The organism is Streptomyces mayteni (assembly GCF_054783955.1).
The window spans coordinates 12,196-36,838 of record NZ_BAAGPR010000036.1 but is presented as its reverse complement, the minus strand read 5'-3'; the positions used below and the strand labels follow the sequence as shown (position 1 = coordinate 36,838).

At 73.0% G+C, this 24,643-nt stretch carries 18 protein-coding genes; 9 read left to right on the top strand and 9 right to left on the bottom strand.

Annotated elements, in window-relative coordinates:
- Positions 1–56 precede the first annotated feature (56 nt).
- The 6 genes from ACYVPE_RS17855 to ACYVPE_RS17830 form a co-directional block, all read right to left on the bottom strand.
- Complete coding sequence (locus ACYVPE_RS17855; RefSeq protein WP_461034610.1) at positions 57–1,733, bottom strand: HEXXH motif domain-containing protein; 1,677 nt, start codon at positions 1,731–1,733, stop codon at positions 57–59.
- A 337-nt stretch (positions 1,734–2,070) separates the two neighbouring features.
- Complete coding sequence (locus ACYVPE_RS17850) at positions 2,071–3,156, bottom strand: effector-associated domain 2-containing protein (RefSeq protein WP_461034609.1); 1,086 nt, start codon at positions 3,154–3,156, stop codon at positions 2,071–2,073.
- A gap of 124 nt (positions 3,157–3,280) precedes the next feature.
- Complete coding sequence (gene fxsT / locus ACYVPE_RS17845) at positions 3,281–7,642, bottom strand: FxSxx-COOH system tetratricopeptide repeat protein (RefSeq protein ID WP_461034608.1); 4,362 nt, start codon at positions 7,640–7,642, stop codon at positions 3,281–3,283.
- On the bottom strand, positions 7,642–8,715 hold the full coding sequence (locus ACYVPE_RS17840) for an AAA family ATPase (protein WP_461034607.1): 1,074 nt from the start codon (positions 8,713–8,715) through the stop codon (positions 7,642–7,644). The genes fxsT and ACYVPE_RS17840 overlap by 1 nt, the downstream gene beginning before the upstream one ends.
- Positions 8,716–8,727: 12 nt before the next feature.
- Positions 8,728–10,218: a VMAP-C domain-containing protein gene (locus ACYVPE_RS17835; protein WP_461034632.1), complete on the bottom strand. Its 1,491-nt coding sequence runs from the start codon at positions 10,216–10,218 to the stop codon at positions 8,728–8,730.
- Positions 10,219–10,397: 179 nt separating this feature from the next.
- On the bottom strand, positions 10,398–10,868 hold the full coding sequence (locus ACYVPE_RS17830; RefSeq protein ID WP_461034606.1) for an SPW repeat protein: 471 nt from the start codon (positions 10,866–10,868) through the stop codon (positions 10,398–10,400).
- A gap of 155 nt (positions 10,869–11,023) precedes the next feature.
- On the opposite strand from ACYVPE_RS17830, the gene ACYVPE_RS17825 reads away from it, so the two are divergent.
- Both ACYVPE_RS17825 and ACYVPE_RS17820 read left to right on the top strand, forming a co-directional pair.
- Positions 11,024–11,599, top strand: a complete 576-nt coding sequence (locus ACYVPE_RS17825) for a hypothetical protein (RefSeq protein ID WP_461034605.1) — start codon at positions 11,024–11,026, stop codon at positions 11,597–11,599.
- Positions 11,600–11,828: 229 nt separating this feature from the next.
- Positions 11,829–12,227 (top strand): DUF2795 domain-containing protein, encoded by a 399-nt coding sequence (locus ACYVPE_RS17820; RefSeq protein ID WP_461034604.1) that lies wholly within the window; start codon positions 11,829–11,831, stop codon positions 12,225–12,227.
- A gap of 69 nt (positions 12,228–12,296) precedes the next feature.
- On the opposite strand, the gene ACYVPE_RS17815 is transcribed toward ACYVPE_RS17820, so the two are convergent.
- On the bottom strand, positions 12,297–13,079 hold the full coding sequence (locus ACYVPE_RS17815; RefSeq protein WP_461034603.1) for a polysaccharide deacetylase family protein: 783 nt from the start codon (positions 13,077–13,079) through the stop codon (positions 12,297–12,299).
- Between the two features lie 198 nt (positions 13,080–13,277).
- Between ACYVPE_RS17815 and ACYVPE_RS17810 the strand changes: the two genes are divergently transcribed.
- On the top strand, positions 13,278–14,255 hold the full coding sequence (locus ACYVPE_RS17810; RefSeq protein WP_461034602.1) for a GNAT family N-acetyltransferase: 978 nt from the start codon (positions 13,278–13,280) through the stop codon (positions 14,253–14,255).
- A 22-nt stretch (positions 14,256–14,277) separates the two neighbouring features.
- Here the strand turns inward: ACYVPE_RS17810 and ACYVPE_RS17805 are convergent, their stop codons facing one another.
- Positions 14,278–15,177, bottom strand: a complete 900-nt coding sequence (locus ACYVPE_RS17805) for a Gfo/Idh/MocA family protein (RefSeq protein ID WP_461034601.1) — start codon at positions 15,175–15,177, stop codon at positions 14,278–14,280.
- A gap of 270 nt (positions 15,178–15,447) precedes the next feature.
- Here ACYVPE_RS17805 and glnII point away from each other — a divergent pair, with 270 nt between their 5' ends.
- From glnII to ACYVPE_RS17775, 6 genes are all read left to right on the top strand, one after another.
- The gene (gene glnII / locus ACYVPE_RS17800; protein ID WP_461034600.1) at positions 15,448–16,470 is read left to right on the top strand and encodes a glutamine synthetase; all 1,023 of its coding nucleotides are present in this window, start codon (positions 15,448–15,450) and stop codon (positions 16,468–16,470) included.
- Between the two features lie 256 nt (positions 16,471–16,726).
- Positions 16,727–18,001 (top strand): sensor histidine kinase, encoded by a 1,275-nt coding sequence (locus ACYVPE_RS17795; protein ID WP_461034599.1) that lies wholly within the window; start codon positions 16,727–16,729, stop codon positions 17,999–18,001.
- Positions 18,002–18,125: 124 nt separating this feature from the next.
- Entirely contained in the window at positions 18,126–19,172 is a 1,047-nt protein-coding gene (locus tag ACYVPE_RS17790; RefSeq protein WP_461034598.1) for a phosphatidylinositol-specific phospholipase C domain-containing protein, read from the top strand.
- A gap of 85 nt (positions 19,173–19,257) precedes the next feature.
- On the top strand, positions 19,258–19,902 hold the full coding sequence (locus ACYVPE_RS17785; protein ID WP_461034597.1) for a response regulator transcription factor: 645 nt from the start codon (positions 19,258–19,260) through the stop codon (positions 19,900–19,902).
- A gap of 61 nt (positions 19,903–19,963) precedes the next feature.
- On the top strand, positions 19,964–21,904 hold the full coding sequence (locus ACYVPE_RS17780; RefSeq protein WP_461034596.1) for a hypothetical protein: 1,941 nt from the start codon (positions 19,964–19,966) through the stop codon (positions 21,902–21,904).
- 36 nt (positions 21,905–21,940) lie between these two features.
- Positions 21,941–22,801: a hypothetical protein gene (locus tag ACYVPE_RS17775; RefSeq protein WP_461034595.1), complete on the top strand. Its 861-nt coding sequence runs from the start codon at positions 21,941–21,943 to the stop codon at positions 22,799–22,801.
- 136 nt (positions 22,802–22,937) lie between these two features.
- Here the strand turns inward: ACYVPE_RS17775 and ACYVPE_RS17770 are convergent, their stop codons facing one another.
- Complete coding sequence (locus tag ACYVPE_RS17770; protein ID WP_461034594.1) at positions 22,938–24,638, bottom strand: carbohydrate-binding module family 20 domain-containing protein; 1,701 nt, start codon at positions 24,636–24,638, stop codon at positions 22,938–22,940.
- Positions 24,639–24,643: the final 5 nt, after the last annotated feature.

The following is a 24,643-nucleotide window of genomic DNA, read 5'->3' as shown; positions in this document are numbered from 1 at the left end:
GGGCCCGGTCCTCGCCCCCTTCGGGGGCGGCGGCCGGGCCCGTCGCGTGTGGTGGCTCAGGGGGCGCAGAGCTCGTCGGCCACCTCGTCCATGTGCCGGGATCCTGGCGGATGGCCGGTGGCGGTGAGGGCCGCGAGGAAGTGCTCAGGGTGCCGTAACAGGCGGCGGCGGTGGGGGTGGGTGGCGGCGGTGGCGAGCAGCCAGCCGGCGAGGGCGTGGCGGTCGTCCGGGGTGCCGCGTAACTGTGCGGCGTAGCCGGCAGTGGCGGCATGGGGGTGGCCGGTGGTCAGGAACTCGTCTGGGGTCGTCGGGGCGCGGGGTGGCTCGCGGTAGAGCCGGAGGCGGTCGTCGGCCCAGCCGACCGGCGCCACATCGCCTGATATTCGCGGGTGGAGGTTGCGCAGCCGCCACTCGACGGCGTGGCTGACGGCGGCCGCGGCTGCCCGGTGCGCGGCCGGGTGCGGCACGGGCTCCCTGCGCCATGCGCGTAGCGTGCCGGCGAGGCCGTCGACCAGCCGGCGGCCGACGGGGGTAAGCCGGGCCCGGCCGCGGAGGGTGTATACGGCCCGGCTGCTCTGGGCGCGGTAGAGGGCGAACTGGAAGGCCGCGAAGTCCCGTGCTGGACCGGGTGATTGGGCCATCCGGTCGCGCCAGAAGCCGGTGACGCCGACGAAGGCGTAGGCGCCGTGCAGCAGTCCGGTGAGCGGGCGCGGGTCGGGGCGCCAGGGTGCGTAGTGGACCTCGGCCTGGTCGTCGTCGAGCAGCGGGAAGAGGTGCGAAAGGGCGTCGAGCTTGCTGTGCTGGAACTCGTGCACCATGGCCTCGGCGAGGGCCACGCCGTCGCTCGGTCGGGAGATGACCATGGAGCCGAAGGCGTCGGCGGTGGTGGCGCTGAGCACCCCGGCACGCGGCCGGTCCGTTCCGCCTGGCCAGGGGACGATGCGGCGGACGTCCTCGGCACGCAGCCGCCCGGGCCCGGGACGCGCGGACCGCAGGTTGGCCGTGGCTTCCCCGAACAGCCTTCGCCAGGCGTCGACTTCGGCCTCGTCGAGGCGCGCGGGGGCGACGGGGTCCGCCAGGTCGCGATAGGGGTCGATGTCGTCGAGCACGGCGCCCCCGGCACCCAGCCGGCGGAGTGGCTGCCAGTCGGTCGTCTCCCGGTCGTCGAGCGGTTGGACGGTGACGGTGCGGCCGTGGGGTTGGGTGAGCGTCAGCTCGCCGCCACGCAGCCGGGCCGTGGCGGCCGCGAACTCGGGGCCGTAGCCCGGCTTTTCGAGCCGGGCCAGGCCGAGTGTGGGCAACACGACGGCGCCGTCGATGACGGGGACGGTGAGCTCGGCGTCGAGCCCGGCCAGGGCGCGGGCGGCCAGGCAGACAGCGAACAGGTGGCCGATGTCCACCCAGAGCGGCGGCCCGCCGACCACGCCCCGCAGGCGGCGCAGCAGATGGGCCGTCCAGCAACCGACCTGCGGGCTCAGCAGCAACGCCTCGACAGGCGCGGCGCGTTGGCCGGCCGCATCGGTGATCAGCCGCCAGGCAGCTTGGATCCGCTCCGCTTCGGCACCTGGCTCCTGCCACTCCTCGACGCGGTCGAGCACTTCGACAAGCAACATCAGGGCACGCGTGCGTTCCCCGTTGGCGAGAAAGCCGAGCGCCTCGGGGGATCCGCCCCCGGCGGCGAGTTCGTCGAACCACTGGACCGGCATGCGCAACCGCTGACTTGGCTGGTCCACCGCGGCTCTCCCGCCTTGTTACGGTCAGTTCTCGCCAGGGGGTTCACCGGGCTCCGGACTGCCACCACCGCCCAGGGCCTGGCTCCTGCCCCGCCGTACCTCGTCCAGCAGACGCCGGGACCGCGTGGAGGCTGGGACGCCGCGCAGCCCGGCGAGGGTCACCTCAGTCAGGTCAACCACATCGGATGCGATGTGTGCCATCGCCGGCTCGTCCAATCCGGGAAACCCCCTTCACCCACGGCTGACAGGGTGCCTAAACGGATCCGGGCCTACCGGATCTCTTTCCATGATGACGAACCGGGGGCATGCTGGGAAGCCCGTATCACGTCCGAGTCGATCAGGCGCGCGGCCCCGCGAGATCCCGAATCGCCGTCGCGAGTGCGACGGCCCGGGTCTCGTCGTTGTCGAGCACCGTGACCGCGTCGTGAAGCGACCAGAGTTCGGCGGGGCGACGGCGCAGTTCGGTGACGATCGCGACCAGGTCCGCGCGCGGTAGGGAATGTCTCCGCATGCGCTCCACGCTCTGCGCGGGCAGCAGGGTGACCATGGTCTGCCGCTCGGCCGGGTCGATCATGAAGGGATAGTCGAGCAGCACCTTGATCAGCGGGGCTGTAGGGAGGCCCGGCCCTGGCAGTGCCTGCGAAGGTGGCGCAGGCGGATCCTGGTGGATGTCGATCCGCCCTCGCAGGGTGAGGGTGGGAAGCTGGTCCGTCATGCCCTGGGCCCGCAGCGGGACGAGGCGGGCCTCCACCTCCCGGTAGAGGGCCTCACCGTCCGGGGGCCACGGCTGGTCAGGCGTGCCGTCGAGGACGTCGAGGAGCAGGTCGGAGAAGATGCCGGCGCGGCGCAGTGGGTCGTTGGCGGCGCGCTGGCCCCGGGTGGCGGCGAGCAGTTGGAGCTGCTCGTGCACGGAGGTGCGCCGGCCGGAGGGCAGGGTCTCGGTGGGGAGAGTGTTGCGAAAGCGATGCTCCTCGACGAAGGTGCGGCAGGAGTCGATCAGCCAGAGCTGCCGGGTGCGGCCGGGCAGCAGATCGCTGGCCAGGGTGGCGCGCGCCGACTCCAGGTGCAGGTTGCGCTTGTCGGCGACGGTCGCGTCGGAGCAGAACAGCCGATTGTTCTCCTGCTCGTCGAGCACGCCGTGGCCGCCCCACCAGATCCACAGCGTCTCGGGCTCCAGGGCTCGGAGTTCGGTGAGCAGCGCGTGCCTGATGGCCGCCAGGGTGGCCGGCCGGTGGGCGACGGCGGGCTCTTCGCCCGGCTCCGTGGCGAGGTGCAGGAGGATATTGCGCTCGGGCACGCCGACGCGAAGCAACCAGGAGCGGAACCGGACCGCGTCGCGGGCGGGTCCCGGCAGCCGCCAGTCGGGGCCGGCGGCGTAGCGCTCGATGCCGACCACAAGGGCGGCGGTGCGCTCGGGAGTCATGGGCCTCCTGGTGGTCGCCTTGGCGCACCGTCACCGTTACCGAGGGGGGGCATGCCATGGCCGGGGCTGGGGCGCGAACGCCCCGCGCATCCCGGCCGGTTGGCGCCGCGACGAGCGCCAAGCGCTACAGCGGCATGGGCGCGATGTCGCACTCGATCCGCTGGTGCAGCCGGGCGGCGATCAGCCACGGGTGATCGGGGCTGAGGGTGGCGGAGAAGCCGTCCACCGCCCGGGAGTTGTGGGCGTCCGCCTCCTCGATCCGGCCGAGGCCGCGCAGGTCGAGGGCCAGGTTGGCGCGGCAGAGGTGGGTGACGGGGTGGTTGGGCCCCGACACCTCCTCGAGCGTGGCGAGGGTGGGCTCGTCCAGGGCCAGGGCCCGGGCGAAGTCGAGCCGGGCGTAGTGGCTATTGGCCTGGCCAATAGCGGCGACGAGTGACGAGGGATGCCGGTCGCCGAGAACCTCGTGGAACAGCGGGGTCGCCGCGGTGTGCAGCCGGTCGGCCCCGGCCAGGTCCCCCTGGGCGCGCAGCGTCGCCGCGTGGTTGATCATGGCGACCAGGGCATAGGTGTGCCGCTCGCCGATCGTCCTCCGATAACGGGCCAGCACGCGCTCGCCGAGCTCGTGAGCGCCCGTGAGGTCCCCACGCAGCCGGCGGTCGATGCTCGCCTGCATCGCGGCGTTCATCACCTCCGGGTAGTCGGCGCCGTAGCGGCTGACGAACCGCTCCAGGGTCTCCTCCATCAGGGCGCTCGCGTCGGCATAGAGACCGTCCCTGCGCCGGCAGACGGCCAGGTTGCGGGCGGCCAGGATGGTGCCCGCGTTGTCCTCGCCGAAGACGTTGCGGTAGATGCGGTAGATCTCCTCCTGCAACTCCCGCGCCTCGCCGTAGTCACCGGACTCCCGAATGTCGATGGCCAGCGCGCTCATGGTGTTGAGCGTCCGCGCGTTGGCCGGGCCGTACAGCAGCTCCCACTGCCTGACCGTCTCCTCGTCGAGCTCGCGGGCCGCCGCGAAGTTTCCGAGCAGTCGCAGGGAGACACCCAGGCTCTGGGCCGCCGAAAGGGTCGCGGGGTCGTCGGGGCCGAACAGGTCGCGGGCGCGGTCGTATGCCTCGGAGTCCAGTGCCAGGGCCTCCTGGAACGCGGCGCGATACCGCAGCGAGCCGGCCATCTGCCCCATGGTGTCGATGAGTTCCTCGTCGGGCACGCTGGTCTGGCGGCAGATCTCCAGAGCCCGGCTGTTCAGCGCGAACGCCTCCTCCGTCTGCCCGAGCAGGCGCAGCACGAAAGCCAGCCACTTGGACATCTGGATGACGGCCAGGTTCTCCTCGCCGGACTGCGCCTGCCAGGTGGTCCACGCCTCGCGGGCCATCTCGGCCGAGGCGTCGTGCGCGCCCCAGTAGTAGAGATAGCGCACGCAGCCGTCCACCAGCTGCCGCACCCAGGGGTCCGAGCTGCGCACCGCGCCGGAGGCGATCACGTGGGGCAGCAGCGCCTGGTAGGCGGGCCACTGGTCCGCGTTTTGCGAGGCGCCCGGCTTGGCGCTGGCCAGCAGCACCTGGGCGGCGGTCAGCCGCTTCTCGGCCTCGGCGGGGGTGAGACCGGCCAGCAGCACGGCCTGCATCAGGCGGTGCAGTTGCAGGGTGCGGTTCTTGTGGTCGAGCTTGATCAGCGAGAGCTTGCTGAGGTCCCTGGTGGCCCTGGCGACCAACACCGGGTCGCGGAGGATGGGATCGAGCTCGGGCGTGATCTCAACGTTGCGACTGCCGCGGAAGATGCTCAGCGGAATCGGCTCCGGCGCCATGCAGGCGCAGACCTCGAGGAGTTGGCGGGCGGCCGGGTTGCCTTCGGAGAGCCGGTCGAGCGAGATGTTCCAGGCGGCGGCGACCGACACGGGGTAGTCGGGCGAGGGGTCGAGCTCCAGGATGCCGGGGCTGCGTTCGTTGAGCAGGGTGAGGTACTCGGCCACCGGCATGCCGGTGGCCGCGTGCCAGGCACCGGCCTGCTCGATGGCCAGCGGCAGGTCGCCAAGGGCCTCGGCCAGTTCGTTGGCCTCCTCGGCGCTCAGGTCACGCGAGCGACGCTGGAGGAGCGCGACGCTCTCGTGGCGCTCGAAGACGTTCACCGTGAGGGGGTTGGCGACGCGCTCCCAGTCCCGGTTGCGCGAGGTGACGATGATCTTGCCGGGCCCGCCGGTGGGGAAGTAGCCGCGGACGGTCTCGATGTCCTCGGCGTTATCGAAGACCAGCAGCCAGTTGTCGTAGGGCTTGCCGCTGCGCAGCGCCTCCCGGACGGCCGGCACGGCGGTGTTGGCCTGGGGTCCGACGTCCAGGTTGAGGGCGCGGGCCAGGTCGGCGAGGGCACCGAGGATCAGGCTGTCCTGCTCGGCGGGGATCCACCAGATGACGTTGTACTCGTGGCTGTGCCGGTAGACGTACTCGATGGCGATCTGCGACTTGCCGACGCCCCCCATGCCGTGCAGCGCGTGTGGCAGCACCGCGGCCGTCTCGTCGCTGCGCAGCTGCTGCTCAACCGCGGTCAACAGGCCCTCGCGCCCGGTGAAGTTGGGGTTCTTCGGCGGCACGTTACCCATGATCCTCGGCTGACCGATGCGGGGATAACGGGTTGCTGACGTGTTGGGCGCCATGTTCTGGTCGGCCTTCCGAGCTGTGGTTTCCTGAGTAACGGGCGGGGCGGAGGAATGTCGCTGTTCTTCCCCCAGTAGCTTTATGCCCGGATTCGCCTCGTCGCTACCGTAGGGAGCGGGATCCGCACTTCGCGTGGGCTCACCGCTGGCGAGTCCTGCGACCCGGGCGGCGCGCCGGGCATAGGGTCCGGAGAGCGCCTTCAGCACGGCGATCTCGATGGGCAGCCAGGTCCGGTTCTCCTCGGTCAGCTCGGGCAGCGCGGCGCCCTCCGGGTCTCTGAGGGCCGCCTTGAGGCTGGCGCCGCGGCCCCTGCCGCCGCTCAGCTCGGCGAAGAGGCTGACGGTCCTGGCGAGTTGGGTGCGGCTGCTGGTGGCGAGCAGGGCCTCGCGGATGCCGGTCACGAAGTCGGGGGCGCCGCCCCGCTTGGGGCGGCTCCAGTCGAGCAGCCCACCCATCATGATCTCGGCGACATGGACCGGCCCCGCCTCCGGGAACGCGCGCTGGCGCAGCTCCTCGATCAGGTCGAACTCAAAGGGGATCGCCGCGAGTTGGGACACCAGTCGGCGGGCGGTCGGGCTGGCGAGCGAGCCGAACCTGGCGACGGCGGCCGCCGCGGTGCGCGGGCTGGTGACGCGCGGGGCGCGCAGCCCGGGAGTTGGCGTGCCCTGGGCCAGGGTGCCGACCAGCACGAAGGGCAGGGCCCGCCGGACACCGCTCTCGCCGGCGACCACCTCGGCCCAGGCGGTGAAGGACTCGGGCTTGAGGCTGAGCACCGGGATGGGCACCGGGTCGCCGGACGGCGTGGGCAGCGGCCGTAACGGGTCGGTTCCCGCCGGCGTGGGGCGGTGGCCGACCCGGCCGTTGGGCGCGGCGAAGCCGCCGGCGGCCAGCTCGGCGCGGAAGGGGTTGAGCGAGGTGCGGTGCCACAGGTAGGTGGGCAGCAGGTGGACGAGCGCGGTGGGGCCGCCGGCGGCGAGGCGGCCGAGCAGGGCGTCGGCGGCGGGGTCCGCCCAGCCGTGGCCGAGGCCGTCGGTGACGACGAGGTGGATCCGGTTGCCGCGGGCGTCGATCAGCTCGGCCGGGTCCCCGGCGCGGCCGCCCGGCCACCGCAGGGTGGCCTCACCCTGACGTGGTAACGCGAGGCGCACCACGCGCACGTCGCGAAAGGCGCCGCTGCGCTCGGCCTCGGTGGCGAGCCGGGCCACCGTGTCGTCCCAGATCCGCATGGTCGGGCCGTCGTCGGCGAGCACCACCAGGTCGAGGGCGGTCTCGCCGGCCGGTCGCAGATAGGGGATCCACAGGTCGTCGGTGACGCCGTGCCGGGCGGTGCGCTCCTCGTCGAGGACGACGCGGCTGTGGGACGGCACCCGGCGACGCAGCCCGTGCAGGGCCTTGGCGAGGCGGACGGGCGCGGCGGACGGTGACCCGGCTGACCTCGGCGGCGGGCCAGGCACGCCAGCGGGCTCGACCGGCAGCTCGGCGGTCAACTGGGGCGCGTCGGGGGCGCGTCGGAGCACGCCGGTGGCGGGCTCGCCCGGCTGCGCGGGGGCGCCGACGTGCCCGGCCGGTGGCTCGGCCGAGCTGGGGGCGGTGTTCGAACTGTCGGGAGCGTCTGCTGAGGGGTCGGCCATGGTCGGCGTGTCGGGCGCCATACGCGGATGGCCGGTCACGCGCTGGTGGCGTGCTGGCCGGTCACCGCCTGGTTCCGCCTCGGCAGCCAGCCGGACTGCCGCAAGCCAGGCCGCGTCGGCGATCTCCCGCCAGTCCGGATCGCCTGCGGGGGTCTCCCGCGCCTGATCGCGGTCGGCAGGTGCACGCTCCCGGGGAAAGCCGTTCATCAGCGGCCTTTCGCGAGATCGCGGAGGAGCATCTCGATCAGCTTACGCCCGTCGTCATCCCTCTGGAAACCACCCGCTGTGGTCAATTGGACCGCGTTGAGCAACTGGTCCACCGACTGGGTTCCCCCGTCCCGCACCCGCCGCTCAAAATCGTCGACGAGGGCGCTGACGCCCTCGGGGCGGCGGCGCAGGTGGCTGGCGACGATGGCGAGCAGCTGCTCGCGGCTGGGTGGCAGCATCTCGAGCGGGAGGCAGCGGCGGCGGAACGCGGCGGGGAACTCGCGTTCGCCGTTGCTGGTGATGACGACCAGCGGGAACTCGCGGCACTCGACGCGGCCGCCGACGATCTCGGCGCGCCGCTGGGGGTCGTCGGTGAAGACGCTGGCGGTGGGCAGGGCGCCACGGATCAGCTCCGGGACGTCGTAGCTGCCGTTCTCCAGGGCGTGCAGGAGGTCGTTGGGAAGGTCGATGTCGCTCTTGTCGAGCTCGTCGATCAGCAGCACCCGGGGCCGCGCGTAGCCGAGCAGGGCGGTGCCCAGCGGGCCGAGGGTGATGAAGTCCCCCAGATAGGGCGGCTGTTCGGCAGGGGTGCCATCGGGTTCAGCGAGGCCGCCGGCCCGCCAGGCCGCGATCGCCTGGGCCCGGCCGATGGAGTCGTACTCGTAGAGGCCGTCGCGCAGCGTGGTACGGCTGACGATGCTCCACTGGAGGACACGGCCGAGGCCGAGTTCGCGAGCGGCCAGGTAGGCGAGAGTCGACTTGCCGACCCCGGGCGGCCCGGTGACCAGGAGCGGGCGGCGCAGGAGCAGGGCCGCGTTGACCGTGTCGATCTCCTCGTCGCGCAGGTTGGGTCTGGCGATCTCGGCGCCGCCGAGCCGACGTCGGGTGGCCCGGTCGTCCTCGGGGGGTGCCGGTTGCAGCGGCTCGCCGCTGAACTCGCGCCAGGGCGGGGGGCCCGGGATGGCAGCCGGACCTTCCTGGGGGGTCACGCCGGTGCCGTGGAAGATCCGCCAGGAGTGGCGGCCTTCCGGGCCGGTCGCGTCGTGTGCCGCTGCGGCTTCGGGCTCCGTCACCCCGGGACCTCCCTAGCAGTTGATGGGTCGGGAGGGATCATCCCAGAAGAACGCGATGTGGCGGCCCACTTGGAGAAGACCGTCGCCGTCATGTTCGGCTTCGCTACGCAATTTACGGACGGCAGCCGGCAGTTGGGTGTGGGCGTGGGGCCAGGCAACCAGCATGCGCAGGAGCTCCCGAGACCCCGAGTCGCGCTGGGGCCTGCGGTCCCAGAGAGCGAGGCCGATGCCTTCGGCGATGGCGGCCTTCAGCGCCTCGAGGCCCTGCCCCTCGACGGCCGGCGCGTCCATGGTGACCGCGGTCAACCGGGGGTTCTGGATCAGCTCGTGGCGCCAGCGCGGCAGTTCGGCCAGATCCCTGGCCGGCCAGTGGTGGGCCTCCGTGACCTGGCCTTCGCGGAAGGTCTTCCAGCGGTCGCGCCAACGGTCGTGGAGCTCCCTGGCCCGCATCCGCTCAAGGCTGCGCAGGTGGACGAGGAAGCTGGAGCCGATGGGTATCGAATCGCCGAAGTCCGCGTCCGATTCGAGCCGCGCCACGTCATGGTTGAGGAGAGAGAACGGCAGCACGAACTCCACGTGGGCGTCGGTGCCGTCCTGTTCCGGCGTGCCGGCCCACAGCCGCCTGCTCTGCCTGATGGCGCGCCGCACAGCGTCCGACAGACCGTCCATGGTGGTGGTCTCGGGATCGCGAGGTTCAGGGGCCCAGCGCCCGGCGAGCGCGTTGATCCAGTGCCGGACGACGACGTCAGGTGAGCCGTCGTCGGCCGGATCGATCACGACGACCAGGCACTTCGGAATCGAGGGATCGAGCGCCTCGGGCGCGGCGGCGATGTGCCGTCGGCGCTCACGCAGCGCGTCGAGGGCGCCGACGCCACGGGCCCAGTCCTCGCACCAGACACGCAGTCGCTCGGCCTGTTCGGAAACCGCGGCGAGTCGGGCGGCGCATTCCAGCAGCAGCACGGCGGGTGGCAGGCCGTCCGGTTGGTCCGCGATGGTCAGCACATGGTCGAACAGGGCGCCGGACGACAGGTCTTGAGGCAGTTCCAGCGGGTTGAGTTCACGGGTGACGGCTGAGTGGAGCGCCTGGTCGGGAACGGCCGCGGCCCGCAGCAGGTCGCGGGCCACTCTCATGTCCCGCTCGGGCAGCGCGGGAGCCAGCCCCTGGTCGCCGTCCTCCTCGGGGAACGCGGCGTCAAGCAGTCGCTCGACGCTGTGCTGGATCCGCGCCGCGTCCTCTCTGCCTCCGTGTAGCTCCACCGCGTAGATGACGGCCTCGACGCCCCGACCGCGCTGGGGCAGGGCGACGTTCACCAGATCGACCATGTCACTCCGCGCGTCCCTGCCGCGCAGGTCCACACGTCTGCCAAGGGATTCACTGACGGTCTGGCCGAAGCCGAAGCGCTGCATTGGGTCCAGGACGCAATCCACCCCGCAGAGCATGTCGACCAACACGAGCTTCAGTCGCAGGTACGCATGATGGTGCGGCCCCCGTGGCGTTCCCATGATCACCGACCAATCCCCCAGAAAGCCGGTTCACCTACCAGATAACGTTGCGTGAAGTTACCACGTAGTTTTACCTGCTTCCAGGGCCACATGAAACACCGCCAGGCATACACCGACCGGGGAGGACGGAATCCGACGACCCGTCGCTCCCCGGCCGGGACCCCCGTGGTGACCCGCCGTCAGGCCCGCCGTGCCGCGGCCGCCTCCCGCCGGCCGCGCCCCCGCTTCAGCAGCCCGATTCCGGCGCTGGCCAGCCCGAGCAGGAGGATCACGGACCCGACCACGATGTTGCTGATCATCATGCCCGCGTCAGGATGTCTGCCGACGGCCCACGGGGAAATGGCGAGCCATATGCCGATTCCGGCGATGGCCAGGCTGAGCCCGCGCATGTTCTCGGCCCGGCTGAGACCCAACGCGAGCACCGCGACGGCGATGCCCGCGATGAGGTTGTTGGTCGCCAACGACGACGCGGTGGTGTTGAAGTGGAGCGTGTATGCCGACACCGCGGCATAGAGCCCGGCCAGCACCAACGGGGCGTCCACGAGGGCCACGTCCCGCCCACCCATTACCCGGTTATACCGCTGCCGCATTTCCCGCTCGTCGGGGTGTCCCGTGAGGTCCCCCCGGTGGCGGCGTGAGACGTCGGACATTGCGACGCGCCTCCTTCGTTCGTCCTCTTCCGCCCTTCTCAGGCATGTCCAGTATGACCTGAATGGCCGATTTGAGGTAATCGAGCGAGCGCATTGGCGACAAGACCACGTCACCCGACTGGCGCACAGCCGGCCAGCTGAGTAACGTTGATTACATGATTACGGAGAAGGGGCGGCAGGAGCTGCGCGGCTGGATCGCGGGGCGGCTGCCCGAGGGGTGGTTCACGGAGCTCGCCGAGATCACGGTCGACCGCGAGGAGATCACGGTCATCGGCCGGATAACGGAGCCCGAGCTGGCGCCCGGCGTGCCGGAGGCGGAGTACGAGGCGGCGATCGAGGGGCGGATCACGGAGTTCCGTGAGCGCACCAGGATGAGCAGGGTGGAGATCGCCAGGGAGGCCAACGTCAGGTTCCGCAGGCAGCTCTCCTGGGGCGTGCGCTGCGGCGACGACCTGACGATGTTCACCCACCTGTCGGCGCCGGTGATGAGCCGGCTGCGGCAGTCGGAGCGGATGGTGCTCGACACGCTGATCGCCAGCGGGGTGGCGCGCAGCCGGAGCGACGCGCTGTCCTGGTGCGTGCGGCTGGTCGCCCAGAACACCGACGAATGGCTGACGGACCTGCGGAGTTCGCTGATCGAGGTGCAGCGGGTGCGGGAGGCCGGGCCCGACGCGGGGCTCCATGCGACGTCCGACCTCACGCTCGAACTCCAGCTGGAGGACCAGAAGTAGCGGAGCGGCGGCAGCCGAGCGGAGGTGGCGGAGCCGACGGAGCGACGGCGGGCCCCGGGCGGGGCCCCTGATCCCGCGCCCGGCGCCCGCCGCCGCCCGCCGCCGCTGGGCAACCGCTCGCTGGCCGAATGCGGCGAGTGCCCGGATCCCGCCCCGGCAAACCCGGCCCGCCCGTGTCGGCCGGCCGCCACCGGGTACCCGGAGCGCCCCGAGGCTAGGAGGTACAGCCATGCAGCAACGGGGCAGCAACCGTCTCAACGTCATCCGTGACGACCTGATGAAGCACGACCTCCAGGGCCTGCTGCGCTCCGAGCACCCCACCAGGGCCGAGGAGTGGCGGGACCAGGAGCCGGCGGCCGAGGACGACCCCGCGCTGCTGGACGGCCCGGTCCCGCGCACGAGCGCGGGCGGCCCGCAGGAGGCCGAGGACGAGGCGTTCCGTTTCGAGCTTGCCCGCCATCTGCGGCGCAGCGAGTTCCCGGCCGACCGCCGGGCGCTGCTGCGGACGCTCGCCGAGACGTACGCCCCCGACGATCTGGTGGAGACGGTGCGGCGGCTGCCGACCGATCGGACCTTCGTCAACGTGCAGGAGGTCACCGCGGCCCTGGGTCGGCGTCCGGCTGCTTGAATGCCCATCATCCGACGGCCCGCGCGCAGGCGCGCGGGCCGTCTTTGGCGTACCGACCCGCCGGCGCGGTCAGCCGGGCGGCAGCACCGGTTGGTAGCCGCGGTCGAGCAGCCGTGGCAGGCAGGCGCGGAGCGCGGCGACGGTCTGTTCGCGGTCGCCGCCGGCGTCGTGGGCCAACATGACGGCGCCCGGGTGGGCCCCGTCGAGCAGGGTGGCCGCGATCCGGCCGGCGCCCGGCCGGGTCCAGTCGTCGCTGTCCACGGACCAGCCGAGCGGCCGCATCCCGAGTTCGGCGCAGACCCGCAGGCTGCGCTCGTCCCAGACCCCGTAGGGGGCGCGGGCCAGCCGCGGGGCGCGGCCGACGGCGCGGGCCACCACGTCACTCGTACGGCCCAGTTCGTCGCGGACCTCGGCCTCGCTCAGCAGGTCGAGCTGCCGGTGGCTCCAGGTGTGGTTGGCGATCAGGTGCCCCTCGTCCCTGACGGCCCGCAGCAGGTCGGGCTGCCACTCCGCGTTCTCGCCGCAGACGAAGAAGGTGGCCGGCGCGTGGTGTTCGCGCAGCACCCGGAGGATCTTGGGGGTGTACGTGGGGTCGGGGCCGTCGTCGAAGGTGAGCGCGATCCGGCGGCCGACGCCGGCCAGTGTGCGGGGGACGTCGGCGACGCGCCGGGGCGTGGCGGGTGCCGGGGCGGCGGCGCCGGTGAACGGCCGCAGGCGGGAGGCGGAGCCCTCGGCGTCCGCGGCGGCGCCGGCCGCGTCGCCCGCCTCGGGCCGGGAGGCGGGGGCGTCCTCGGAGTGGAGCAGCATCCGGTTGAGGGCGATCAGACCGACGCCGGCGGCCAGCCCGATCACGGTGCGGCGCGGAACCCGGGACCACCCACCACCCGACTTATCAGATGAATATGATGAATCTGATGACATGATCAACTGTTCTCACGGTCCACCGCTCCGGCCGGCCGGCCACACCGGATCCCCGGCAAGCGACACCCGTTCACCGCACCCGGCACACCACCGTTGACGCGGCACGCCGGCTTACGTTTGACTGAGTCAATGATCGAGTCAAAGACCGGTTCGGCGGACACCTCGCCGACGACCGAAGTCGTCCGGCGCATCAGGGAGTTCAACCGCGACTACGTCAAGCTCGTCGGCGCCTACGACTACGCGCACCGCCTCGGCACCCCCCACTCGCTGCCCGAGGCCCGCGTCATCTGGGAGCTGGCCGGCCGCGAGCACACCCGGGTCACCGACCTCAGGCGAGCGGTCGACATGGACGCCGGCCAGCTGAGCCGGCTGCTCACCCAGGCCGAGGCCACCGGGCTCGTCGAACGCCAGCGCGACCCGGCGGACTCGCGGCGCCAGCTGATCCGGCTCACCCCCGCCGGCCGGGACGCCGTCGCCCTGCTCGACACCCGCTCCAACTCGGTGATCGGCGAGCAGATCCACCGGCTGACCACCGCCGAACGCGAGCGGCTGCTCGCCGCGCTCGACACCGTCGCCCGGCTGCTCGGCCTGGACCACGGCCGGCCGGCCGAGCCCGGCTTCCTGCTGCGCCCGCCGAGGACCGGCGAGTTCGGCTGGGTCGTCCAGCGCCACGCCGTCCGCTACGCCGAGGGCTACGGCTGGCACACCGGATTCGAGGCGCTGGTCGCGCGGGCCGTCGGCCGGTTCGCCGCCGAACACGACCCGGCGCGGGAGTCCTGCTGGATCGCCGAGCACGCCGGCGAACCCGTCGGCTCCGTGTTCTGCGTGGACGAGGGCGACACGGTGGCCGGGCTGCCCGCCGCCCGGCTGCGGCTGCTCCTCGTCGAGCCGGCCGCCCGCGGCCTGGGCATCGGCGGGGCGCTGGTCGCCGAGGCCGTGCGGTTCGCCCGCGAGGCCGGCCACCACGGGATGGTGCTGTGGACCAACGACGTCCTCACCAGCGCCCGCCGCATCTACCGGGCCGCCGGCTTCACCCTGGTGGCCACCACCCCGCACACCAGGTTCGGCCCCCCGGCCAACGGCGAGGACTGGGAACTGCGGTTCTGAGGCGCCCGGGCCGAAGCAGTGCCTACCGGTGCTGCGGGGGAAGCTTCGCCTCGACGGCGGCCAGGATCTCCGTGACCCGCAGCCCGAAGGCGGCGTCGCACGGGTGCGGCACGCCGGTCCTGGCCGACTCGACGAGCGCGTCGACCGCCCGCAGGAACGGCCGCACGGCGCCGCCGTCCGCGCGCTCCGGCAGCGTGGTCACGCCGGCCGCGCCGCGCAGCTCGGCGGTGACCGCGGACGCCTGCGGCGGCACGGTGTGCGAGAGGGTCAGCGTGCTGGAGGCGCCCGAGACGTGCCGCAGCGCTACGTGCACCATGTCCCCCGGGCCGCGCGCCGCCACCACGCCCTCGGGTCCCACGATGTCGCCGAGCGGCGGCAGCAGCAGCGAGAGGGCGTGCGGGCCGACGTCCCACAGCGCGCCGCGCTCCTTGCGCCACGCCGAGTCCGAGTAGGGCGTGTCGGCGCCGCCGAAGACCGGCGAGAACCAGTCGACGCGCCCGGTCAGCCAGCCGTCGGCGCCGCTCTGCGCGGCCACCCAGGCCGCCGTCTCGGGCGCGAACCGCAGCGTGAAGAACACCACCGAGGCCACCCCGGCCGCCCGGGTCGCGGCCGCCAGCTCGCGCGCCGCCTCGACCGTGGTGGCCACCGGCTTGTCGAGCAGCAGGTGGCAGCCGGCCGCCGCGGCTCGCACCGCGAGCGGCGCCTGCACGTCGGGCGGCAGCGCGATGGCCACCGCCTCGCAGTCCGCGAGGAGTTCGTCGGCACTGTCGTAGGCGCGGGTGCCGAGCCGGCCGGCGAGCTCGGCCGCCGCCTGCGGCCTGCGGCCCCAGACCCCCACCAGCTCCGCCTCCGGGTGCTCCGCGAGCGCTGGCCCCTGGGTCAGCCTCGCCCAGGGCCCGGTACCGAGCAGTCCGATTCTCATGGCGGTGCCTCTCTTCCGATCGCGACGGCGATCAGCGTAGGCGGCCCGGGGATCACACGGTGCCGGTATTCCCGCCGAAACGTAGTTCACAGCTCCTTAACAGTCGGGCAACTGGCGGGAAATGCCAGGTGGTGAGGGTTTGACCGAGCGCCGTGCGAAGTCCGGTGCGGTACCCGGGCCCCGCCGGCCCGCCGTCGACCGGCCGTGTTTCCCGCGGAGCGCTCAGCGCTGTGACGCACCCGCGATGACCTCCCGGAGGAGCACGAAACCGTGAGCTACAAGGCCGAGTACATCTGGATCGACGGCACCTCGCCGACCGCCAAGCTGCGCTCGAAGACCAAGATCGTGGCCGACGGTGTCGAGCCGCCGGAGTGGGGCTTCGACGGGTCCAGCACCAACCAGGCCGAGGGTCACGCCTCCGACTGCATCCTCAAGCCCGTCGCCAGCTACCCGGACCCGATCCGCGGCGGCGACCACGTGCTGGTGCTCAACGAGGTCTACAACGTCGCCGACGGCGCCCCGCACGTCTCCAACACCCGCGCCCAACTGCGCCCGCTCGCCGAGCGGTTCGCCGCCCAGGAGCCGATCTTCGGCATCGAGCAGGAGTACACCTTCTTCAAGGGCTCCCGCCCGCTCGGCTTCCCGGAGAACGGCTTCCCCGCCCCGCAGGGCGGCTACTACTGCGGCGTCGGCGCGGACGAGATCTACGGCCGCGACATCGTCGAGGCGCACCTGGAGAACTGCCTCAAGGCCGGCCTCGGGATCTCCGGCATCAACGCCGAGGTCATGCCGGGCCAGTGGGAGTTCCAGGTCGGCCCGCTCTCCCCGCTGGAGGTCTCCGACCAGCTGTGGATCGCGCGCTGGCTGCTCTACCGCACCGCCGAGGACTTCGGCGTCTCCGCCACCCTCGACCCGAAGCCGGCCAAGGGCGACTGGAACGGCGCGGGCGCGCACACCAACTTCTCCACCAAGGCCATGCGCGAGGGCTACGACGCGATCATCGCCGCCTGCGAGTCGCTGGGCAAGGACGGCAAGCCGCTCGAGCACATCAAGAACTACGGCGTCGGCGTCGAGGACCGCCTCACCGGCGCCCACGAGACGGCCCCCTGGGACCAGTACAGCTACGGCGTCTCCAACCGCGGCGCCTCGGTCCGCATCCCGTGGCAGGTCGAGCGGGACAAGAAGGGCTACATCGAGGACCGCCGCCCCAACGCCAACTGCGACCCCTACGTGGTGACCAGGCTGCTGGTCGACACCGCCTGCACCGAGCTGGCGGCCGCCGGCCTGGTCTGAGGCAGGCCCGGAGCCCACGGGCTCCCCAAGACGCCTCCCCGGCCCACGGCCAGCAGCTCGGGCGCGGGTCCGGGGAGGCACCACACACGAGGGCGCGCCCGCCGACTCCCGGCGGGCGCGCCCTCGGCCGTTCCCACCGCCGGGTGTATCCAGGTACACCCAGGGGTCGGGCGGCTGCCCCCCGTGACGCGTGCCGGGCCCGACCAGCAGACTGTGATCACGGACGACACGGGCACGGAAGAGGTCGAAGAAACACATGGACAGGCGACGGCTGCGCGAAGCCCTGCTGGCGAGCGCTCAGGGGCTGCTCCTCATCCCGCTGACGATCATGGCGTCCACGCTGCTGTTCGTGCTCTTCGCGGTCTCGGTCGCGCTGATCCCGATCGGCGTCGGCGTCCTCACCACCCCGCTGGTCGTCGACGCCGTCCGCGCCCACGCCAACCACCGCCGGCGGCTGGCCGCCGACTGGTTCGGGATCACCATCACCGCCGGCTACCGGTCGCCGGCCGGCCGCCGGGGCGGCATCGCGGGGCAGGTCGAGCGCTGCATGGTGATGCTGCGGGACCAGACCACCTGGCGCGAGGCGGGCTGGCTGCTCGTCGACGCCGTCGCCGGCCTGACGCTCGCCCTGATCCCGTTCACGCTCCAGGGCTACGCCGTCTGGGGCCTGGTGCTGCTCGCCGGCGTCTGGATCCCCATCGTGAACGCGGGCGGCACCCACTGGTTCGCCTTCGTGCCCGTGAGCTCCTGGTTCACCGCCGTCCTCGCGGCCCTCGTCGGCCTCGGCTTCGGCGTGCTCGCCCAGTACGTCGGCCGCCAGATGATCCGCGGCCACTTCCTGATGACCAGGGCGCTGATCGGCCTCTCCGAGCGGCAGCTGCTCGCCCAGCGGGTGGAGCGGCTCGCGGAGACCCGGCACGACGCGGTGGACGGGGCGGCCGCCGAGCTGCGCCGGATCGAGCGCGACCTGCACGACGGCGCCCAGGCCAGGCTGGTGGCCATGGGCATGAGCCTCGGCACCGTCGAGGCGCTGATCGAGCGCGACCCCGAGCAGGCCAAGCAGCTGCTCGCGCAGGCCCGCGCCAGCTCCGCCGAGGCGCTGACCGAGCTGCGCGACCTGGTCCGCGGCATCCACCCGCCGGTGCTGGCCGAGCGGGGCCTGGGCGACGCGGCCAAGGCGCTCGCGCTGCGCATGCAGCTGCCGGTCGAGGTGGACGTGGAACTGCCGGGGCGGCTCGACGAGTCGGTCGAGTCGGCCGCCTACTTCGCCATCAGCGAGGTACTGACCAACGCGGCCAAGCACTCGGGCGCGAGCAACGCCTGGCTGGACATCTACTACAGCGGGCGCGAGCGCACCCTCAGGATCGCCATCACGGACAACGGGCGGGGCGGCGCCGACCTGGACGCCGGCACCGGGCTCCGCGGCCTGGAGCGCCGGCTCGGCCCCTTCGACGGCACGCTCGCCCTGAGCAGCCCGGCCGGCGGCCCGACCCTGGTCACCATCGAGATCCCCTGCGCCCCGCGCGGATAGCGCCTGTTCCCGGCGGGCCCGTTGGCCCGCCGTTCGCTCACGCATCACCAAGTCGAACGCCAACTCGCATACGCTGGCGGCGCGTTGATCTGACGGCCCCCACCGAAGCGAAGGCGGCGACTCCATGCGAAGAATACGGTTGCTGGCCCGCGCGGCGATCCTGCTCGGCGCCGCGCTGGCCCTGACCGCCCCCCTCTCGGCCCAGGCCGCCGACCCGGCGCCGAGTGCCACCGCGTACTCCGCGACCACCTCGGTCGGCGTGCACAACGCCTACCTCCAGGGCACCTTCCCCTACTTCGCCGACGCCCTCGACTCCGGCGCCGGGATGCTGGAGCTCGATGTCTGGACCAACTTCTTCGGGAGCGGCTGGCGCGTCGCCCACGACAACCCGTTCGGCAACGCCAACAACTGCGAGAACGCCTCGTCGGCCGACCAGTTCAGGACCGGCGCCAGGAACCAGTCGCTCGCCGGCTGCCTGAACGACCTCCGCGCCTGGCACGACGCCAACCCGGGCCACCGGCCGATCCTCCTGAAGATCGAGCTGAAGGACGGCTTCGCCGCCAACCTGGGCCGCGGCCCGGCACAGTTCGACGCGCTGGTCAACGGCGCCCTGGGCGACGCCGTCTTCGGCCCGGGCGACCTGACCGGCGACCACGCGACCCTCGACGAGGCCGTTCGGGCTGGCGGTTGGCCGAGCCGGGACGAGCTGGCCGGGAAGTTCCTGATCCACCTGATCCCCGGCACCGTCGAGGAGGGCAACCCGTTCGACTCGCTCTGGACGGACGTCGAGTACGGCCGCCACCTCCGCGACTCGGCCGCCGCCGGCACCCTGGGCACCACCACCGCCTTCCCCGCCGTGCACGGCGCCGAGGCCGGCGACCCGCGCGTCGCCCGCTACGCGGACGCCACGCTGCGCCCCTGGTTCGTGGTCTTCGACGGCGACGCCACCGCCTACACCGACGGCGTCGACCTCGACTGGTACGCCGACCGCGGCTACCTGGTCGTGATGACCGACGCCCACAACGTGCCGCCGGCCATCAGCGCCACCACCCCGACCGAGGCCCAGGCCGCCGCCCGCACCGCCGAGTTGGCCGCCGCCGGCGCCAGCGTCGTCAGCTCCGACTGGCACTCGCTGCCGTCCGTGCTCGGCACGGTCCTCCCCCGCGGCTGACAGCCGCCGCCCGGGCGCCCCACGGCGCCCGGGCGCCGATAGGGTGGTGGGCCGGAACCCGTCGTCCCCCACTCCGGAGAGCCCCGTGCGCGTAGTCCTCGCCGAAGACCTGTTCCTGTTGCGGGACGGTCTGGTCCGGCTCCTGGAGGCGCACGAGTTCGAGATCGCCGCCGCCGTCGACAACGGGCCAGAGCTCACCCGCGCCCTGGCGGAACTGCGGCCCGACGTCGCCGTGGTGGACGTCCGGCTGCCGCCCTCCTTCACCGACGAGGGCCTGCAGTGCGCCCTCACGGCCCGCCGCGAACAGCCTGGGCTGCCGGTCCTGGTGCTCTCCCAGCACGTCGAACAGCTCTACGCCCGCGAGTTGCTCGCCGACGGCAACGGCGGCGTCGGCTACCTGCTCAAGGACCGGGTCTTCGACGCCGACCAGTTCGTGGACGCCGTCCGCCGGGTCGCCGGCGGCGGCACCGCGATGGACCCGCAGGTGATCCAGCAGCTGTTGGCCCGCCGCACCCAGAACTCGCCGCTGGAGAAGCTGACTCCGCGTGAGCTGGAGGTCATGGAGCTGATGGCGCAGGGCCGTTCGAACGCGGCGATCGCCGAGCGGCTGGTCGTCACCGAGCGCGCGGTGGCCAAGCACACCTCCAACATCTTCGCCAAGCTGGGGCTTCCGCCGTCCGACGACGACAACCGCCGGGTGCTCGCGGTGCTCGCGTACCTGGAGCGCTGACCGCGCCGCGCCGCTCTGTCGCGCCGCGTAACCGGCGGCGGGGGCCGCTCGTTCTGCCGGTGTGGCTGCCAGCGATGTGACCTCCCCCGACACCCCCACCGACACCACCCACGAGCCCGTCGGCCTCGACCGGGCCGAGGCGGCGCTGGTCGAGCACTATCCGCGGCTCGTGCGGCTCGGCTACCTCGTCCTCCCGCACTCGCTGGGCCGCCAGCGGCGGGTGCTCACCGCGCACGCGCTCGCCCAACGCGCCCTCCCCCGCGGCAGATCCGCCCAGGACGAGCCGGCCCCGCCCCCGCAGCGGGACGGCGCCGACGCCGGCTACACCTACCTGCGGCACCGGGTGCTGCGGGCCGCGCTCGACGCGGCCAGGACGAGGCGCCGGGTGCCGCGCCCGCCGTGGTCGCTGCCCCAGGTGGTGGGCCTGCGGCTGTTCCCGCGCGCCGGCGAGCCCGAGGAACTCACCCTCGACCAGCGGCTCGCCGAGCTCACCCCGGCCGGCCGCGCCGCCTACGCCCTGCGCCGCGTCGACGGGCTCGACGAGCCGGCCGTCCGCCGGCTGCTCGCCGCCACCGGCCCCCCGGCGGACGACGCGGCGGCCGCCGTGGCGGCGGCCGCCGGGCTGCCGGCCGCGGTCGAGCTGGCCGACCCGTGCGCGCTCCAGGCCAGGGCCACCGACCTGCTGCGCCGCCGCCAGCACGCCAGGGGCGCGCTGTTCGGCGCCGCGGCGCTCACCCTCGTGGTCGCCGGCGGTCTCGCACTGCTGCCGGACGGCTGGGGCCCGGACGGCGCGGCCGCCCCCAGCTACAGCCGGAACGAGGCGGCGGAGGCCGCGCTCGACCCGAACGGGCTGCGGCGCGTCCCGGCCGACACCTGGAAGCGCTCGGCCCGGCTCGACTTCTCCGTCTGGCCGGCCCGCGGCGAGGCGGTGGACGACACCGGGCTGCTGCGCCGGGCCCTGGCGGTGTGGGCCAGGCCGGGCGAGAGCGTGGCCGTCTCGGCGACCCCAGGCACCCAGACGGGCCCCGCGCCGGGCCCCGCCCAGCTGCTCTACGCCGGCGAGTCCGGCGGCACGTCGGTGGTGCTGCTCCACGACGGGCTGCGGCTCGTCAGGTACGCCGAGCAGGACGGCGCCGACGGCGGTCGGGTGGCGCTGGACTTCGCCCGGGTGGACGGCGCCGACCTGGTCTCCTCGGCCGCCGCGGTGGTCAGCCGCGGCGACGGCAACACCCGCTATCTGCTGGCCCCCTGGGTCGCCGAGGCCGGCACCCTCCAGCTGCTCGACCCCACCGCGGCCACCGCCGAGCTGGCCGTGGACGACCACGGCGTCACCGACCCGCTGCGCACCGCCGCCGGCGAGCCGGGCGAACGTCCGGGCGAGTGCGCCTCGTTCGCCGCCCTCGCGGTCACCCCACAGGGGGCCGCCGAGCCGTATCTGCTGGCGGATCTGGGCGAGTTGGCGCCCGCGGTGCTGACCGGCGGCGCCCCGGCGGAGCCGCGCAACTGGATCGGCTCGACCGAGGAGCGGGCCCAGTGGGCGCGGATGGCCTGCCAGTTGCCGCTGGTGAGCGGGGCCGGGATGCGCACGCTCAACGCCTGGGACTTCGCCGAGCAGCAGCTGCCGGAAGCCGCCGGCACCGCCCGGTGGGTGTGCCTGCGGGGCGACACCTGGCGGGGCACCGGCAGCCGGTCCCTGGCCGTCTTCCTGCCGCCGGCCGAGCGCGCCACCGAGCCGGCCGCGGTGACGGCCAGCGCGGAGGACAGCGCCTCCTGCGGCGAGCGGCGGCCCGCCGTGCTCAGCGGGGCGCTGTGGATGTCACCCGCGGAGAACTGGTATCTGCTGGCGGCCGCGAGCGAGGGGGTCACGGAGATCACCGCCGAGGGCGCGGTCAGCGGCGACGGCGCCGGCCGCACCCTGGCCCTGCCGGCCGAGCAGGGCACGAGCACCGAGCTGACCGCCCGGCTCGAGGGCGGCGGCGAGTTGTCGATGCTCGGTTCCTGACGGGAACCGATCCGCCGGTGTCCGCATCAGATCGGCATGAGGGGTGCGCTGAGGTATTCGGGCTCGCTGGTGGTCGTCCCGCTGATCGTGCTGACCGGTTGCGGCAGCGAGACGCCGCCGGCCGACGCGGCCGACGCGCCGGGGACCGAGCCGCTGGTCTACGAGGGAACCGACGTCACGGTGTTGGAGAGCGGCGACGAGGGGCCGCTGATGTGCTGGGGGTTGCAGGAGTCGTATCCGCCGCAGTGCTCGGGCGGTATCGAGGTGGTCGGCTGGAGCTGGACGGACCTGACCGCCGAGTCGGCCCTCGGCACCACCTGGGGCAGCTACGACGTGGTCGGCACCTGGGACGGCGAGCGGCTGACGCTCGCCCAGCCGCCGACCGACGCCGTCCAGGAGGCGGACGCGGACGCGGACGCGGAACAGGCCGAAGAGCCGCTCTTCGATGAGGAGTTCGAGACGCCGTGCCCCGAGCCGGAGGGCGGCTGGGAGCCGGTGGACCGGACCCTGGTGGAGGACGGCACGGCGGGCGAGGCGATCGCCGGCGCCTCGATCTTCGACACCTACGCGGGCGGCTGGATCGACCAGCGGGACGACACCGCCATCGTCACCGTCCGCTTCACGGACGACCCGGCCGCCTACGAGGAGCGGCTGCGCGAGCTGTGGGACGGCCCGCTCTGCCTGACCACGGCCGAGCACGACTACGCCGAGCTCCTGGACATCCAGGCCGAAGTGATGACGGAGTTCCCCGAGACCCAGGGCTCCTACGTCGACGACGTCCACAACGTGGTCAGGGCCGATGTGCCGGTCGCCACCCCCGAGTTGGCGGCGGCCCTCGCCGAACGGTTCGGCGAGGGCACCGTTGTCCTGGATGGCTGGCTCGCCCCGGTCGACTGACGGGCTCCCCTGGCGGGGGCATGGCCCGGAAAGGGCAGCGGCTCACGGAAAGGGCACGCTCCCGGGGCCCGGGGCGAAGCCCCGGCCCTTTCGGGAGCGCACCGGTTCCTTCGGAGCGTTCAGCCCGCCAGGGCGGTCACGACCGCCAGGTGTCGTTGAGAGTCACCAGGCCGCCGCTCGGCACGGTGGCGGTGCGGTTGGCGCCGGACTCCCAGGTGACGCCGGTCCCGCCGTCCCAGCGGCGCACGTACTTGTACTGGAAGGTGGTGCCGGCCGGCAGGGCGAGGTTGAGCCGCCAGAGCGGGTAGCCGTCGGCGCTCAGCCGGATCGCCCTGGCCGGGTCCCAGCCGCCGAGCTGCGGGATGTCGCCCACCACGTAGATGTTCTCGCCTGGCTGCGTGGTGGCGTTCACCTGGAACGCGGCGCCCGCCGCGACCGGGCTGTCACAGGTGCGGGCGCCGGTGTGCAGGGCGAGCGCCGTGTTGCTGCCCAGCGTCGCGGTGAACTGTCCCGAGCCGTTGACGGTCACCTGGTTGCCGGTCTGGACGTCGCAGTAGCTGCCGGCGGCCAGCGAGGTCTGGTAGGTGCGGGTGAGGGCCAAGGTCTCGTGGTTGATGGCGACGAAGCCGGCCGAGCCGCGGCCGAAGGCGATCGCGTCGTTGCCGTTGTCCCACCAGTTGGTGACGGCCTGGCCGTTGGTCGCGTTGCGGAAGCCCACCATGGACTCGATCTCGGGCCAGGCGTGCTGGCACTCCCAGCCGCCCTGCCAACAGGCGCTCACCGCACCGTTGTTGGGCGGCCCCGCGTCGTGGTCGGTGAACTCGTAGCCGGAGTGCACGTCGGGCGAGCCGTAGGGCCAGGCCAGCATGAAGACGTTGGCCAGCGTGTAGTTCACGCCGTCGCGGTAGGTGAGGGTGGAGCCGTTGCGCTCGGTGTCGTGGTTGTCGACGAAGACGGCGGCCCGGTCGTCCGACAGGTAGCCCCAGCCCTCGCCGAAGTTGGCGAGGTAGGCCAGGTTCTCGTTCTGGAAGACCCGCTTGAGGTCGCGGCCGTAGCGGAACTCCTGGACGTCGCCGTTGCCCAGGTACTCGCCCGGCTGCACGGCCTCGCCGGCCCCGTGGATGACCTCCTGCTTCCAGTAGGCGTTCGGGTCGTCGAGCCGGGAGCGGATGGCCGCCAGGTCGGCGGCCGCCATGTGCTTGGCCGCGTCGATCCGGAAGCCGGCGACGCCGAGGGACAGCAGGTCGTTCATGTAGTCGGCGATGCGCTGCCTGACGTAGTCCTTGCCGGTGTCCAGGTCGGAGAGGCCGACCAGTTCGCAGTTCTGGACGTCGCCGCGGTCGGCGTAGTTGGCGATGTTCCGCCGGCAGGTGTGGAAGTCGCCATCGCTGTACGGGGCCGCCGGATAGTCGTACTTGGTGTAGGAGGAGCCGCCGGTGCCGGTGCCGGAACCGGCGGACATGTGGTTGATGACGGTGTCGACGACCACGCCGACGCCGGCCGCGGCGCAGCGGTCCACCATGTTCTCGAACTGGGCGCGGTCGCCGAGCCGGCTCTGGATGCGGTAGCTGACGGGCTGGTAGGCGGTCCACCACTGGCCGCCCTGGATCTGCTCCTGGGGCGGGGAGACCTGGACGTAGCCGTAGCCGGCCGGCCCGAGCCGCTGCTGGCACTCGCGGCCGATGGAGTCGAAGTTCCAGTTGAAGAGGACCGCGGTGACATCCCGGGCACCGGGTGGTGCGGCCTGGGCGGGGGTCGCGGCGGTGAGCGAGACCACGGAGCCGGCGACGGCCAACAGGCCGGCCAGCACGGTGCTCGCGAGTTGTCGGATGTGCATGAACG

Bases quoted from the DNA above. Each gene is read 5' to 3' on its own strand.
- fxsT (WP_461034608.1), bottom strand. From the start codon at position 7,642: ATGAACGGCTTTCCCCGGGAGCGTGCACCTGCCGACCGCGATCAGGCG.
- ACYVPE_RS17790 (WP_461034598.1), top strand. From the start codon at position 18,126: ATGCGAAGAATACGGTTGCTGGCCCGCGCGGCGATCCTGCTCGGCGCC.
- ACYVPE_RS17770 (WP_461034594.1), bottom strand. From the start codon at position 24,638: ATGCACATCCGACAACTCGCGAGCACCGTGCTGGCCGGCCTGTTGGCC.
- ACYVPE_RS17775 (WP_461034595.1), top strand. From the start codon at position 21,941: ATGAGGGGTGCGCTGAGGTATTCGGGCTCGCTGGTGGTCGTCCCGCTG.
- ACYVPE_RS17825 (WP_461034605.1), top strand. From the start codon at position 11,024: ATGATTACGGAGAAGGGGCGGCAGGAGCTGCGCGGCTGGATCGCGGGG.
- ACYVPE_RS17805 (WP_461034601.1), bottom strand. From the start codon at position 15,177: ATGAGAATCGGACTGCTCGGTACCGGGCCCTGGGCGAGGCTGACCCAG.
- ACYVPE_RS17830 (WP_461034606.1), bottom strand. From the start codon at position 10,868: ATGTCCGACGTCTCACGCCGCCACCGGGGGGACCTCACGGGACACCCC.
- ACYVPE_RS17820 (WP_461034604.1), top strand. From the start codon at position 11,829: ATGCAGCAACGGGGCAGCAACCGTCTCAACGTCATCCGTGACGACCTG.
- ACYVPE_RS17850 (WP_461034609.1), bottom strand. From the start codon at position 3,156: ATGACTCCCGAGCGCACCGCCGCCCTTGTGGTCGGCATCGAGCGCTAC.
- ACYVPE_RS17810 (WP_461034602.1), top strand. From the start codon at position 13,278: ATGATCGAGTCAAAGACCGGTTCGGCGGACACCTCGCCGACGACCGAA.
- ACYVPE_RS17835 (WP_461034632.1), bottom strand. From the start codon at position 10,218: ATGGGAACGCCACGGGGGCCGCACCATCATGCGTACCTGCGACTGAAG.
- ACYVPE_RS17795 (WP_461034599.1), top strand. From the start codon at position 16,727: ATGGACAGGCGACGGCTGCGCGAAGCCCTGCTGGCGAGCGCTCAGGGG.